Here is a 13,556-nt window from a genome sequence, read left to right as displayed (position 1 = left end):
GCGACAAGCCACGACGCGTTGCCCTGCCAGCTTGCGTATCGGATTGGTCCTACCAGTGGACCTTATTCGTCGCTGGTGACGCGCGTGCGCACGAAATCGATGTGGCCTTGCATGGCCGTGCGGGCCTCTTCGGGCTGGCTGGCGCAGATGGCCTCGCACAGGGTGCGGTGCTGCGACAGCAGTTGCAGCGAAGTCGCCTCGTCCTGCTGGCGCAAGCCCGTGCCATTGATGGTGATGTGTTCGTGCAGCATGCCGATGATGCTGGTGTGCAAGTGCAGGAACATGGTGTTGTGCGACGCTTGCGCGATGACTTCATGCAGGCGCGCGTCGGCCTGCGCCTCGCCGTGCTTGTCGTCGCTGGCGCGTGCCTGTTCCAGCTCGGCCAGCAGCGCCATGATCTGTGCGCGCTCGTCGCCGCTGGCCCGCTGCGCCGCAAAATAAGCCGTCGCCCCTTCCAGCACGCGGCGAAATTCCAGGATGTCGTCGCGCAGGGCGGGGTGGTCGGCCACCAGCTGGCTCCACGGCGACGCCATGCCGGTGCGCAATTGATCTGTCACAAATACACCGGCGCCGCGCCGGCTGCGCACCAGGCCCCGCGCCGCCAGCCGCTGCACCGCTTCGCGCACGGTGCTGCGCGAAACCGCATATTGCTGCGCCAGCAGGCGTTCGGCCGGCAGCTGCGCGCCCGCCGGCAAGCTGCCGTCCAGCAGGGCCGTTTCCAGCCTGCGCATCACCATCTCGACCCTGCCCCGCGTCTGCATGCCTGTCGCCATCGCTGTCTTCCGGTGTTGTTTTAAAGTGGTCCGAGCAATTTGAAGTGGCTCGCGGAAGCTGGAATTATGCGTGAACCAGTCATTCTTAACAACACACAGCGGCGCCGCAGCAACACACAGAGCGCCGGGGAGACACACTCATGCAGCCAGACCCGCGCCAGCCGCGTCATTACCCGCCCGCACCGCTCCAGGTGTACCTGTTTGCCACCTGCCTGGTCGACCTGTTCGTGCCGCAGGCGGGGCTCGACGCGGTGCGCCTGCTGGAGCGGGAAGGCTTGCTGGTGCACTATCCGCGCGGCCAGAGCTGCTGCGGCCAGCCCGCCTACAGCAGCGGCAATCCGGAGCAGGCGCGTGCCGTGGCCCGCGCCCAGCTCGACCTGTTCGCGCAGCCCTGGCCCGTGATCGTGCCGTCCGGCTCCTGCGCCGGCATGATGCGCCACCACTGGCCGCAGCTGTTCCAGGACGACCCCGTGGCCGGCCCCAGGGCGGCCGAACTTGCCGAACGCGTGTATGAACTGAGCGAATTTCTCGTCTGCGTGCTGCAGCTCGACCTGGCCGGCCTGGCCCTGGCGAACCCCGGGCAGGCCGATGAAAACGTGGTGCTGCACACCTCGTGCGGGGCGCGCCGCGAAATGGGCACGCGCACCCACGGCGTGGCCCTGGTCGACGCCTTGCCCGGCGTGACGCGCATCGAACACCAGCGCGAATCGGAATGCTGCGGCTTCGGCGGCACGTTTTCACTGAAACACCCGGATATTTCCGGCGCCATGGTCAGCGACAAGATCGCCTCGGCCTGCGCCACGGGCTGCGACCGGCTCGTCTCGGCCGACTGCGGCTGCCTGCTCAATATCGGCCACGCCGCGCAACACCAGGGCGCGCCGCTGCCCGTCGAACACCTGGCCAGCTTTTTGTGGCGCCGCACGGGAGGCGAAGCATGAGCGCCGCCCTGACCGCCCGCGAACGCATGCTGGGACGCTTGCGCGCCGCCGCGCCCTCAGCGCCCGAGGCGGTGGACGCCATCGATACGGCCATCGACCAGCACTACCTGGCGCGCCGGGCGCAAGCGCCGCTGTCGCCACGGGGCCGGATCGCCGCCCTGCAGGCCGCCCTGCGCGCCGCGCACGCGGAAGTCGATTGCGTGCGCGGCGACGCCTGGCCCGCCCTGCTGGCGCAGCGCCTCGGTGCGCATGGCGTGCGCCGTTTGCTGATGGATGCCGATAGCAGGGAAGGACTGGCCTTGCGGGCCGCCTTGCCGGACGGCGTCGAGGCGCTGTCTTTCGAGCGTCCCTTGGCGCAGTGGAAGGGCGAGTTGTTCGACACCGTCGACGCGGGTTTTACCGTTGCCCGTTCCGGCATCGCCGCCACGGGCACGCTGGTCATCGCGCCCGACGCGGCCACGCCGCGCACGGTGTCGCTGGCGCCGCCCCTGCACATTTGCCTCGTGTATGCGAGCGCCCTGCATGCGGACTTGCATGCGGCAGCGCGCGCCGAGCGCTGGGCGGACGGCATGCCATCGAACCTGGTGCTGGTGTCGGGGCCCTCAAAAACCTCGGACATTCAGCAAACCCTCGCCTATGGCGCGCATGGCCCGCGCTGGCTGTGGGTGCTGATCGTCGATGACTTGCCAGCCCGTGAAGGAGGCCAGCCATGAACGCCAAGCCACTGCAATTCGTCAAGCCGGCGGATTTTCATGCGCGCGCGCGCGCCGCGCTGGACGACCCGAAACTGCGCCAGAGCTTTCGCGGCGCCATGGATTTTTTGCAGGACAAGCGCACGGCGCAGTTCCCCGACGGCGACGAACTGGAACGCCTGCGCGACCTAGGCGAAGCCGTGCGCCGGCACGCGCTGGCGCGCCTGCCCGATCTGCTGGTGCAGCTGGAAGACAAGCTGACGGCGGCGGGCGTGCAGGTGCACTGGGCCGAGGATGGCGAGCAGGCCAACGCCATCATCCACGCCATCGCGCAAAAGGCCGAGGCGACGCGCTTCATCAAGGGCAAGTCGATGGCCAGCGAGGAAATCGAGCTCAATCACTACCTGGAAGCGCGCGGCATGACCTGCCTGGAGTCGGACATGGGCGAGTACATCGTGCAGCTGGCCGGCGAAAAACCGTCGCACATCGTCATGCCGGCCATTCACAAGACGAAGGCCGACATCGCCGGCCTGTTCGCTGAGCACATCCCGGATGCGCCCTACACGGAAGACGTCGACAGCCTGATCCAGACGGGCCGGCGCGCGCTGCGCCAGGCCTTCGTCGAGGCCGATATCGGCCTGTCGGGCGTGAACTTCGCGGCGGCCGACACGGGCACCCTGTGGCTGGTGGAAAACGAGGGCAATGGCCGGCTGACGACGTCCGTGCCGGAGGTCCACATCGCCATCATGGGCATGGAAAAAGTGGTGGCCAAGCTGGAACATATCGTGCCGCTGGCCAGCCTGCTGACGCGTTCGGCGACGGGCCAGGCCATCACCACGTATTTCAACCTGATTTCCGGCCCGCGCCGCGCCGCTGAAAAGGATGGGCCGCGCGAAGTGCATCTGGTCTTGCTCGACAACGGCCGCAGCCAGGCCTACGCCGACGAGCAGCTGCGCGCCACCCTGCAATGCATACGCTGCGGCGCCTGCATGAACCACTGCCCCGTCTACACGCGCATCGGCGGCCACGCGTACGGCACCACGTATCCGGGGCCGATCGGCAAGATCATCTCGCCCCACTTGCTGGGACTCGATGCGACGGCGGATCTCGCCACCGCGTCGAGCCTGTGCGGCGCCTGCGGCGAAGTGTGCCCCGTGCGCATCCCGATTCCGCAGCTGCTGGTGCGCCTGCGCACGGAAGCGAACCGCAATCCGGACGAACAGGTGGCGCATCCGCTGCGCGGCCAGGGGGCCAAATTCAGCCGCGGCGAAAGCCTGGTCTGGCGTTTCTGGAGCGGCGCCTTCGCGCGCCCCGCCAGCTACCGCTTGTTCCGCTGGGCCGCCACGCGCTTGCGCATGCTGACGCCGCGCGCGCAGCTGGGCTGGACGCAGCACCGCAAGCCTTTAAAACCGGCGCCGCGCAGCCTGGCCGACCTGCTCGATGCGCGGGGGCAGGAAGAATAGCGACGCCCCGCCATACCGCAAAAAACACGCTACACACAATTACATCAAAAGCCGTTTTTTCACTCAACCCGCATCCACCGGAGGAGACCCGACATGCAAACCTGGACCCAACTTTATACACCGCTCGGCAGCCTGTGGCTGTCGTCGCTGGCGGCAGCCGTTCCCATCATTTTCTTCTTCATCGCCCTGGCGGCGCTGCGCATCAAGGGCCATGTGGCGGCTGCCGTCACCCTGGCGCTGGCGCTGGCCGTGGCGATTTTCGCCTACGGCATGCCCGTGCCGCAGGCGCTGGCGGCGGCCGGCTATGGTTTTGCGTATGGCCTGTGGCCGATCGCCTGGATCATCGTCACGGCCGTCTTCCTGTACAAGATCGTCGTGAAGACGGGGCAGATCGAGATCATCCGCGCCTCGGTGCTGTCGGTGACGGACGACCAGCGCCTGCAGGTGCTCTTGATCGGCTTTGCCTTCGGCGCCTTCCTGGAAGGGGCGGCCGGTTTCGGCGCGCCCGTGGCGATCACCTCGGCCCTGCTGGTGGGCCTGGGCTTCAACCCGCTGTATGCGGCGGGCCTGTGCCTGATCGCCAATACGGCGCCCGTGGCCTTTGGCGCCATGGGCATCCCCATCATCGTGGCGGGCCAGGTGACGGGCATCGATCCGTTCCTGATCGGCGCCATGGCGGGCCGTCAGTTGCCGCTGCTGTCGCTGGCCGTGCCCTTCTGGCTGGTCTTCATGATGGATGGCGTGCGCGGCGTGCGCGAAGTGTGGCCGGCCGCCCTGGTGACGGGCGCCAGCTTTGCCGTCACCCAGTACTTCACGTCGAACCATATCGGCCCCGAGCTGCCGGACATCACCTCGGCCCTCGTCAGCCTGGTGTCGCTGACCCTGTTCCTGAAAGTGTGGCAGCCGAAGAATGCGAAAGTGGTGCACGCCGTCGGCGGCGGCACGGCCGCGCTGTCCGGTTTTGGCGGTGCTGGCGGTGCTGCGGACTTGCGCGGCAGCGGCAGCCGCGCCGCCTCGCCCTACACGCTGGCGCAGACGGCGCGCGCCTGGACGCCGTTCGGCCTGCTGACGGCCATCGTCACCGTGTGGAGCCTGCCCGGCTTCAAGTCGCTGTTTGCGGCCGGCGGCGCGTTATCGAGCCTGGTCGTCAAGATCCACGTGCCCTACCTCGATAAACTGGTGATCAAGACGATGCCCATCGTGGCGGAGCCGAAAGCGTATGACGCCGTCTTCAAGCTCGACCTGCTGTCGGCCGTGGGCACGGCGATCTTGCTGACGGCCGTGCTGTCGATGTGGATGCTGCGCATGAAGCCGCGCGATGGCATCAAGGCCTTCGTGGAAACGCTCGTGGAATTGCGCCGTCCCGTGCTGTCGATCGGCCTGGTGCTGGCGTTTGCCTTCGTGGCCAACTATTCGGGCATGTCGTCCACCCTGGCCCTGCTGCTGGCAGGCAGCGGCGCCGCCTTCCCGTTCTTCTCGCCGTTTCTGGGCTGGCTGGGGGTGTTCCTGACGGGGTCCGACACGTCGTCGAATGCCTTGTTCTGCTCCCTGCAAAACACCACGGCGCACCAGATCGGCGTGTCCGATACCTTGCTGGTGGCGGCCAATACGACGGGCGGCGTGACGGGCAAGATGATCTCGCCCCAATCGATCGCCGTCGCCTGCGCCGCGACTGGCCTGGTGGGCAAGGAATCGGACCTGTTCCGCTTCACCTTGAAACACAGCCTGCTGTTTGCCGTCATCATCGGCATCATCACCATGCTGCAGGCGTACGTGTTCACCGGCATGATCCCGCACTGAGCGATCCGTAGAAGTACGTAGTAAAACTAGATGAATTGATAGTAAAACGTGCAGATGGTCATGAAAATGACCTGATGCACTGCAACATATCGAGCAGGGCCCGGCGCAATGCCGGGTCAGCGGCGATGCCGTCCGCGTCGAGACCCGACCCCAGCAGGGGCAGGCTGATGCAGGCCTCGTCGATCAGGCGCGCCGACATGGTGCGCACCGTTTCGCGCAACGCCGCCTGCGCATGCGTGGCGCGCGGCGAGGCGTTCAGCAGCACCAGCGGCTTGTCGATGAACGATTCATTTCCCACCATCCAGTCCAGCGCATTCTTCATGGGGCCGCTCACGCCGTGCGCGTACTCGGGGCTGGCGAGCAGCAGCACGTCGGCCGCCAGGATGGCGTCGCGCAGACCCGTCACGGCCGGCAGGCTGTCGGCGTCGAGGTCTGGATTGAACAGGGGCAGCTCACCGAGTCCCGGATAGATGCGAATGTCGAATGGCGCGGGGGCAAGCCGGGCGATGGCGCGCAGCAGGGCGGTGTTCAGCGAGGCGGCGCGCAGGCTGCCGGCGATGGCGAGGATGGTGATGGGCGTTTGCATCCCGCCTGTATAGCCCATCCTGTGCTCAAGCGCAAGGCGAGCAGGATGGTGCTATCGATGTTGCAACAGCCTATGATGGGCTGCAATGAGTGACCGGGTACTGCGGCACTCTTAACGGCTCAGGCCGCTCATCCAGGTGGGCTGCGGGTTGGCACGGGCCAGTTCGCGCATGCGGTATTCCAGATCGTAGCGGTCGGTCGATTCGGCCAGGTAGGCTTCTTCGTAGGCGCGTTCGCGGCGGTCGCTGCTTTGGTTCAGCCAGGCACCGACGCGCTTGGCGGCGTGGACCAGGGTGGCGACGATATTGCTGTTTTGCGTAGTGTGGTAGGTAAATGCGGTAGACATGGCAGACTCCTTGAGTGGCGTGCCGCGTTGTGCTGCACTGCAATATAAGTATAACGATTCCAAGTTATAAGGCTACTTTTGATTTCAAATGTCAGCTATTCATTTTTCAGATAACAGGCGGGAAAGCTGCGCAATACGGGGCTTTAAGGCATAATGCCGGCGCAGGATCGTAGTTTTACTACAAGACGTTTTTGTCCTGGATGTTGTTTTCAGACGCAGCCCGCAGGCGTGCCGCGCCCACAAGACATCGTTCTGACGAGAAACGGTCGGCCGTGCGCCTGCCGCACGCGCGAGATGCCATGCCTGTCCCGCATCGCTGATGGCAGTCATGGCCCACGCTGATATCTGCGTGGCGCTTGCGCGTCCTGGTGCTGCCCGGGTGGAAACGCTTCCATGCCTGGCGCGATCAACTTGGAATTGAAAAATGGAGAAGGTATGGAATACGTAAAGCAAGGCCAGGGCATCCAGTCCGTACAGGCCGGCACGCAAAACAATACAGGCGCCCTGATCATTGTCACGGTACTGTTTTTCATGTGGGGATTGCTGACCTCGCTCAATGATGTGCTGATTCCCCATCTGCGCTCGATCTACACCTTGACCTATGTCCAGGCGATGCTGGTGCAGTTCTGCTTCTTTGGCGCCTACGCCATCGTTTCGTTGCCGGCCGGCATGCTGATCAAGAAAATCGGCTACCAGCGCGGCGTCGTCGCCGGCTTGCTGATCGCTGCCGCCGGCTGCGCCATGTTCTACCCGGCGTCCACCGGCAGCTATGCGCTGTTCCTGCTGTCCTTCTTCATCCTGGCGGCCGGCATCACCGTGCTGCAGGTGGCGGCCAACCCGTACGTGACGGAACTGGGCGACCCGCAGACGGCGTCGAGCCGCTTGACCCTGACGCAAGCGTTCAATGCGCTGGGCACCACCGTGGCGCCGGCCTTGGGCGGCATGCTGATCTTGTCGGGCACCGTGCTGACGGTGCAGCAGTTCGACCTGCTGCCGGCAGCCGAGCAACTGGCGTACCGCGCCAAGGAAGCCGCTTCCGTGCAAGGCCCGTACCTGGTGCTGGCCGCCACCCTGGTGATCCTGGCCGTGCTGTTCGCGCTGGCCAAACTGCCGAAGATTTCGCATGCGGACGATGCGGCCGCCCTGGCGCAGGACGGCAACAAGGTCTCGATCTGGTCGCACCGCCACCTGGTGCTGGGCGCGCTGGCCATCTTCCTGTACGTGGGCGGTGAAGTCAGCATCGGCAGCTTCCTGATCAACTTCCTGGGCGAGAGCCATATCGCGGGCCTCAGCCACGCTGACGCCGCCTATTTCGTCAGCTATTACTGGGGTGGCGCCATGCTGGGCCGCTTCGTCGGCTTTGCCGTGATGCGCTATGTCAGCCCGGGCAAGACGCTGGCCTTCAACGCCGCCGTCGTCATCGCGCTGATCCTTGTCGCCGTGTTCTCCAGCGGTCATACGGCCATGTGGGCATTGATCGCCGTCGGCCTGTTCAACTCCATCATGTTCCCGACCATCTTCAGCATGGCGCTGAACAAGCTGGGCGCGCAAACGGGTCAAGGTTCGGGCATCCTGTGCATGGCCATCGTCGGCGGCGCCATCGTGCCGTTCATCCAGGGCTTCCTGGCCGACCACATCAACCTGCAGCTGTCCTTCCTCGTGCCGGCCCTGTGCTACACCTTCATTCTGTACTTCGGCTGGAAGTACGCCAGCATGTACAAGGACGACGCTGCCAAATAAGCAAGGTGGCGCGATCAATCAAAAGGGTGGCCTCGGCCACCCTTTTTTTACGTCAGTGCGCGAACGGCGTGCCCAGCACGTCCTGGCACACCTCGAGCCAGGCGCGCGCCGCGTGCGACAGGTAGCGCCCGCTCCAGACGTGCGCCACCTGCCACGCCACCTCCGGCTCGACGATGCGCACCGCCTCCAACGGCTCGCCGGCCAGGCGGTGGATGAACGGCTCGGGCAACAGGGCCACGCCCAGGCCCGCTGACGCCATCGCCACCAGCCAGTCCCACTGGCCGCTCTGCGCCGTAATCGTCGGCGTGAAGCCCGCTTGCGCGAAATGTTGGCGCAGGCTGCGCGTGAGGGCGAAATCATCCTTGAGTAATACCAGCGGCAGCTCGGCCAGCGCCTTGAAGGGCAGCGTCGTGCGGTTTTTCTGGAACGTGCCCGGCTCGGCCAGGGCCCAGATCGGGTAGTTGGCCACTTCCACGGCCACGAGGTCGAGTTCCGGGTCGGCCGGCAGCACCGTCATGCCGATTTCCAGCTCGCCGGCCGCCACCTTGCGCTCGATCTGCTGGCCCGTGTCTTCCTGCAGGGTCAGGCTGATGTGCGGATACCGCGCGCGGAAGGCCTTTAGTACCGGCGTAAACAGCACATTGATCATGGGTGGGATGCCCACCGTCAGGCTGCCGCGCTGCAAGGCCTGGGTGTCGCGCACTTCCAGGGTCAGCTGGCGCATATTGGCCAGCATTTCCTGGCCATGCTGGTAGACGATGCGGCCCGTGTCCGTCAGGGTCAGCTTGCGCCCGTCGCGCACGAGCAATTGTGCGCCCACCTCGTCTTCCAGTTGGCGCACCATCTTGCTGATGGTGGACTGGGTCAGGTGCAGCGATTCCGCAGCCTGCGTAAAGCTCGACAGGCGCACGGTTTCGACGAAATAGCGCAGGGAACGGATATCCAAGAGGGTGCTCGGCAGTGGCGCGGCATGAAAATATCGACTGGATGTGGCGAAATTAATTCATGCCATGCATGTAAGCGGGATTTTATACTGAATCCACTTATGGGGTTGGTGTATGACAGCCATCCAGTTTGAGAATATTAAGAATATCAGGAGCATCACGATGTACGAGGACCGTATCCGCCACCCAGGCTTGCTCAGCAAAATCATGAGCGCCGATGAGGCAGCCAAATTGTTCCACAACGGCATGCGTGTCGGCATGAGCGGCTTTACCCGTGCCGGCGACGCCAAGGCCCTGCCGCGCGCGCTGGCCGCGCGCGCCCTGCAAGACCCGTTGAGCCTGACCCTGATCACGGGCGCTTCGCTGGGCAATGGCAGCGACGGCTTGATGGCCGAAGCGGGCGTGCTGGCGCGCCGCATGCCGTTCCAGGTCGACCCTGTGCTGCGCGGCAAGATCAACAGCGGCGAAGTCATGTTCATCGACCAGCATCTGTCGGAAACGGCCGAGCAGCTGCGCTCGGGCAACCTGGCGGCCGTCGACATCGCCGTCATCGAAGCGACGGCCATTACGGCGGCCGGCGCCATCATCCCGACCATGTCAGTGGGCAACTCCGCGGCGTTCGCCCAGCAGGCCACCCAAGTCATCATCGAGATCAACTTGTCCACGCCGCTGGCGCTGGAAGGCTTGCACGACATCTATATTCCGCAAACCTTGCCGGGCCGCGAACCGATACCCCTCACGCGCGTCGACCAGCGTCTGGGCAGCACGGCCATCGCCATCGACCCGGCCCGCATCGCCGCCATCGTCATCACGGACAGCCCCGACAGCCCGTCGAACGCCTTGCCGCCCGACGCGGAAACGCAGGCGATCGCCGGCCACGTGATCGCCTTCCTGGAGGGCGAAGTGGCGGCCGGACGCATGGGCCCGGAATTGCTGCCCCTGCAGGCGGGCATCGGCACCATCGCCAACGCCGTGCTGCATGGCCTGATCGGCTCGCCTTTCCGCAATATGACGATGTATTCGGAAGTGCTGCAGGACAGCGCCATCGAGTTGCTCGACTCGGGCCAGCTGGCGTTTGCCTCGGCCTCGTCGATCACCCTGTCGGCCGCCGTGCATCAAAAGCTGATGGACAATATCGACCATTACCGCTCGAAAATCGTGCTGCGCCCGCAAGAGATCAGCAACCACCCGGAAATCGTGCGCCGCCTGGGCATCATCGCCCTGAACACGGCGCTCGAGTTCGATATTTACGGCAACGTCAATTCCACGCATGTGTGCGGTACGCACATGATGAACGGCATCGGCGGCTCGGGCGACTTCGCGCGCAATGGGCAAGTGTCGATGTTCGTGTCGAAATCGGCGGCCAAGGGCGGACGCATTTCCAGCGTCGTGCCGATGGTCTCGCATGTGGACCATACGGAACACGACGTCGACGTGCTGGTGACGGAGTGGGGCTATGCGGACTTGCGCGGCCTGGCGCCGCGGGAACGGGCGCCGCTGATCATCGAGCGCTGCACGCACCCCGACTACCGCGCGCAACTGCGTGCGTATTATGACGCGGCATGCCAGCGCGGCGGCAATACGCCGCACATGCTGGAGCAGGCGCTGTCGTGGCATACGCGTTACCAGGAAACGCAGAGCATGCTGGCAGCGCAGTAAGTTTGCGTCAGCGCAAACACAGGGCAGGGCGGTGCAGCACCGCGCCTGCCTTTTTCACTATTCAATACATATGCAGCGCCTTGGCGCCCAAGCCCAGCAGGGCAAACGTGGTGGTGGCCTGGATGCCCATGAACCACAGGAAGTGGGTATGCATGTGCTTGCGGATGTCGCCCAGTTCCGTGCGCAAGGCGTGACAGTCGCCGCGCAGGTCGCCGCGAAATTGCGTCAGGTCGGCGCGCAGCAATTGCGATTCGTCGCGCAACTCCGTGCGCACCTTGTCGAGGCCCTCGCCAAGCCGCTGTTCCAGGGTCTTGAACCATTGCCGGTCATGTTCCCGGTCCGTTTCCAGTTTTGTCAGGCGCGCTTCCATCCGTACAGCATTGTTCGCGCTTTGCTGTTTGTCAAGCCGGTCCGTGGCATAGGCATCGTTCATCTCGCACTCCTTCGCGCGGGCCGCACTGCACCAGCGCAGGCGGCGTCACCCCACTGTCCGCTTTTGGCGCCGCGATGGTTTGCGCTGGATCAAACGTCACGAGGGCGGTGCAAAGCGCAGGCGGATGCCTGCCGTGACGACGGCCAGCAGGTCGTCGATATGTGCGTTCATTTCCGGGTGCGGTGTCCACGGGTCGCCCGCATCCATGACGATGCGCAGCGACACGAGGCCGTGCAGCGATTGCCAGAAGATTTGCGTCATCGTGTGCAGCGCCGGCTCGTCCTGGCGCACCTGGCCCGATTGCGCCAGTTCGGTAAACAGGTGCAGCGCATACGCGTACGGATCCTGCTCGATATTGCCGTGTTCGACCTCGACGGCGTCGACTTCCGCGTGCGGCCGCAACTCCATGAAGATCAGCGAATACTCGTCCGGATGCTGGAAACCGTATTCAATGTAGGCGCGGCCGACCAGGGCGATGCGTTCCCACGGGTCAATGCTGCTGGCGCACGCCGTGCGCATGGCGCGCACCAGTTCCAGCAAATCCTTGTCCATGGCCTGGGCGATCAGGGTGGCCTTGTCGCGGAACAGGGCGTACACGACGGTGGTGGAAAAACCGGCCGCCTCGGCTACCTTGCGGATGGAGACGGCGCGCGCGCCGCCCTTCTTGATGAGATCCTTGACGACGTCGATGATGTGCTCGCGCCGCGCCTGAGCCTCGCGTAACTTTCTTTCCTGGATGTTAGTTAACTTCTTGTCCACGACTCTTTCCTGGCGACTCTATGAAAGCAAGAATTATAGGGGGGCGGCCGGGCGCCAATGTGTCAGCCGCTGTTACAAAGCAGTTTTTTGTCCGGTAGATGCAACAGCTGACCGATTTTTCGCGCTTTTGCCCGGCACTTTTCCATCGATGCCCCGGATTGGTGCATAAAACGCCGGGCCAGGCTTTGCTAACGGTGCCAAAGGGCGGAAAATAGCGGAATAGCTTACACTGCGTTTTTTAGCGCGCCGGCGCTGGCCCACGAGGCAACGCCGGAACACTTACATTCGGACGGGATCATTACATGACCATTAAAATCAGCCAGAACTTCGACTCGGGCGCCATCGACGTGGTGAACGCCACCAGTGCCGGCGCCATCGACCTGAACTTGCGCAAGGATAGCCACGCCGACATCCACCAGTGGTTCCACTTCCGCCTGCAGGGCGCGCGCGGCCAGGCGTGCACGATGCGTTTCCTGAACGCGGGCCAGGCCACCTATCCGGCCGGCTATGAAGACTACCAGGCCGTGGCCAGCTACGACAGCGAAAACTGGTTCCGCGTGCCGACGTCGTTCGATGGCCAGGTCATGACGATTTCGCACACGCCGGAACTCGACAGCGTGTACTACGCGTATTTCGAGCCGTATTCGTGGGAACGCCATTTGCGCCTGCTGGGCGAAGTGGCCGAGCATCCGCTGGCGCGCGTGTCCGACCTGGGCAGCACGGTCGACGGCCGCGACATGAACATGGTGACCATCGGCAATCCGCAAGCGGAAAAGAAAATCTGGGTCATCGCGCGCCAGCATCCGGGCGAATCGATGGCCGAATGGTTCGTCGAAGGCTTGATCGACTCGCTGCTGGACGACGCCAACCCGATCGCGCGCAAGCTCTTGCAGCGCGCCGTGTTCCACATCGTGCCGAACATGAACCCGGACGGCTCCATCCGTGGCAACCTGCGCACGAATGCGGCAGGCGCCAACCTGAACCGTGAATGGATGACGCCATCGCTGGCGTCCAGCCCGGAAGTGCTGTGCGTGAAAAGCAAGATCCACGAAACGGGCGTCGACATGTTCTTCGACATCCACGGCGATGAAGCGCTGCCGTACAACTTTGTGGCCGGCAACGAAATGCTGGAAAACTTCACGCCGGCGCAAGCGGCGCACCAGAAGGCCTTCATCGAGCGCTACAAGCAGGCCAGCCCCGACTTCCAGGACAAGTTCGGCTATGCGGCCAGCAAGTACAAGTCGGACATGCTGACTCTGGCATCGAAATACATCGGTCACCACTTCGGCTGCCTGGCGCTGACCCTGGAAATGCCGTTCAAGGAAAACGCCGACTTGCCGGATCCGGCCGTCGGCTGGAACGGCGCGCGCAGCGCGGCCCTGGGCGCAGCCATGCTGCAGCCTATCCTGCTGTCGCTGGATTGA

The 13,556-nt window shown here is 64.5% G+C and carries 14 protein-coding genes; 7 read left to right on the top strand and 7 right to left on the bottom strand.

The features are described 5' to 3' along the window. Positions 1 to 62: 62 nt before the first annotated feature. Positions 63 to 773 (bottom strand): FCD domain-containing protein, encoded by a 711-nt coding sequence (locus BZG29_RS21530; protein WP_171985084.1) that lies wholly within the window; start codon positions 771 to 773, stop codon positions 63 to 65. 140 nt (positions 774 to 913) lie between these two features. Here BZG29_RS21530 and BZG29_RS21525 point away from each other — a divergent pair, with 140 nt between their 5' ends. The 4 genes from BZG29_RS21525 to BZG29_RS21510 all read left to right on the top strand — a co-directional run bounded on the left by BZG29_RS21525 (position 914) and on the right by BZG29_RS21510 (position 5,666). Continuing rightward, positions 914 to 1,711 carry a (Fe-S)-binding protein gene (locus BZG29_RS21525; protein WP_077407418.1) on the top strand — a complete coding sequence of 266 codons (798 nt, stop codon included), beginning with the start codon at positions 914 to 916 and terminating at the stop codon, positions 1,709 to 1,711. Continuing rightward, a complete protein-coding gene (locus BZG29_RS21520) occupies positions 1,708 to 2,424 on the top strand; it encodes an LUD domain-containing protein (protein WP_077407416.1) in 717 nt (238 codons plus the stop codon). Before BZG29_RS21525 ends, BZG29_RS21520 begins: the two co-directional genes overlap by 4 nt. Then, on the top strand, positions 2,421 to 3,866 hold the full coding sequence (locus BZG29_RS21515) for a LutB/LldF family L-lactate oxidation iron-sulfur protein (RefSeq protein WP_077407414.1): 1,446 nt from the start codon (positions 2,421 to 2,423) through the stop codon (positions 3,864 to 3,866). The genes BZG29_RS21520 and BZG29_RS21515 overlap by 4 nt, the downstream gene beginning before the upstream one ends. A 93-nt stretch (positions 3,867 to 3,959) precedes the next feature. Next, a complete protein-coding gene (locus BZG29_RS21510) occupies positions 3,960 to 5,666 on the top strand; it encodes a lactate permease LctP family transporter (RefSeq protein ID WP_077407409.1) in 1,707 nt (568 codons plus the stop codon). 58 nt (positions 5,667 to 5,724) lie between these two features. Here the strand turns inward: BZG29_RS21510 and BZG29_RS21505 are convergent, their stop codons facing one another. The 3 genes from BZG29_RS21505 to BZG29_RS27930 all read right to left on the bottom strand — a co-directional run bounded on the left by BZG29_RS21505 (position 5,725) and on the right by BZG29_RS27930 (position 6,927). Continuing rightward, on the bottom strand, positions 5,725 to 6,252 hold the full coding sequence (locus BZG29_RS21505; protein WP_171985083.1) for an NADPH-dependent FMN reductase: 528 nt from the start codon (positions 6,250 to 6,252) through the stop codon (positions 5,725 to 5,727). A 111-nt stretch (positions 6,253 to 6,363) separates the two neighbouring features. Then, complete coding sequence (locus tag BZG29_RS21500; protein WP_077407407.1) at positions 6,364 to 6,597, bottom strand: DUF3563 family protein; 234 nt, start codon at positions 6,595 to 6,597, stop codon at positions 6,364 to 6,366. Positions 6,598 to 6,696: 99 nt separating this feature from the next. Continuing rightward, entirely contained in the window at positions 6,697 to 6,927 is a 231-nt protein-coding gene (locus tag BZG29_RS27930; RefSeq protein ID WP_150131018.1) for a hypothetical protein, read from the bottom strand. A 105-nt stretch (positions 6,928 to 7,032) separates the two neighbouring features. Between BZG29_RS27930 and fucP the strand changes: the two genes are divergently transcribed. Next, a complete protein-coding gene (gene fucP / locus BZG29_RS21495; protein ID WP_077409222.1) occupies positions 7,033 to 8,337 on the top strand; it encodes an L-fucose:H+ symporter permease in 1,305 nt (434 codons plus the stop codon). 52 nt (positions 8,338 to 8,389) lie between these two features. Here fucP and BZG29_RS21490 read toward each other — a convergent pair whose 3' ends face one another. Then, a complete protein-coding gene (locus tag BZG29_RS21490) occupies positions 8,390 to 9,283 on the bottom strand; it encodes a LysR substrate-binding domain-containing protein (RefSeq protein ID WP_077407405.1) in 894 nt (297 codons plus the stop codon). Positions 9,284 to 9,443: 160 nt separating this feature from the next. Between BZG29_RS21490 and BZG29_RS21485 the strand changes: the two genes are divergently transcribed. Then, on the top strand, positions 9,444 to 10,940 hold the full coding sequence (locus tag BZG29_RS21485; protein ID WP_077407403.1) for a succinate CoA transferase: 1,497 nt from the start codon (positions 9,444 to 9,446) through the stop codon (positions 10,938 to 10,940). 61 nt (positions 10,941 to 11,001) lie between these two features. On the opposite strand, the gene BZG29_RS21480 is transcribed toward BZG29_RS21485, so the two are convergent. Both BZG29_RS21480 and BZG29_RS21475 read right to left on the bottom strand, forming a co-directional pair. Continuing rightward, positions 11,002 to 11,373, bottom strand: coding sequence for a hypothetical protein (locus BZG29_RS21480; RefSeq protein ID WP_077407401.1), 372 nt, complete (start codon positions 11,371 to 11,373; stop codon positions 11,002 to 11,004). A gap of 96 nt (positions 11,374 to 11,469) precedes the next feature. Continuing rightward, a complete protein-coding gene (locus BZG29_RS21475) occupies positions 11,470 to 12,132 on the bottom strand; it encodes a TetR/AcrR family transcriptional regulator (protein WP_077407399.1) in 663 nt (220 codons plus the stop codon). Positions 12,133 to 12,434: 302 nt separating this feature from the next. On the opposite strand from BZG29_RS21475, the gene BZG29_RS21470 reads away from it, so the two are divergent. Continuing rightward, a complete protein-coding gene (locus BZG29_RS21470; RefSeq protein ID WP_077407397.1) occupies positions 12,435 to 13,556 on the top strand; it encodes a M14-type cytosolic carboxypeptidase in 1,122 nt (373 codons plus the stop codon).

The organism is Janthinobacterium sp. LM6 (genome assembly GCF_002002885.1).
Taxonomy (GTDB): domain Bacteria; phylum Pseudomonadota; class Gammaproteobacteria; order Burkholderiales; family Burkholderiaceae_D; genus Janthinobacterium; species Janthinobacterium kumbetense.
The sequence above is the reverse complement of the archived record's forward strand: the minus strand, read 5'-3'. Positions and strand labels throughout refer to the sequence as shown.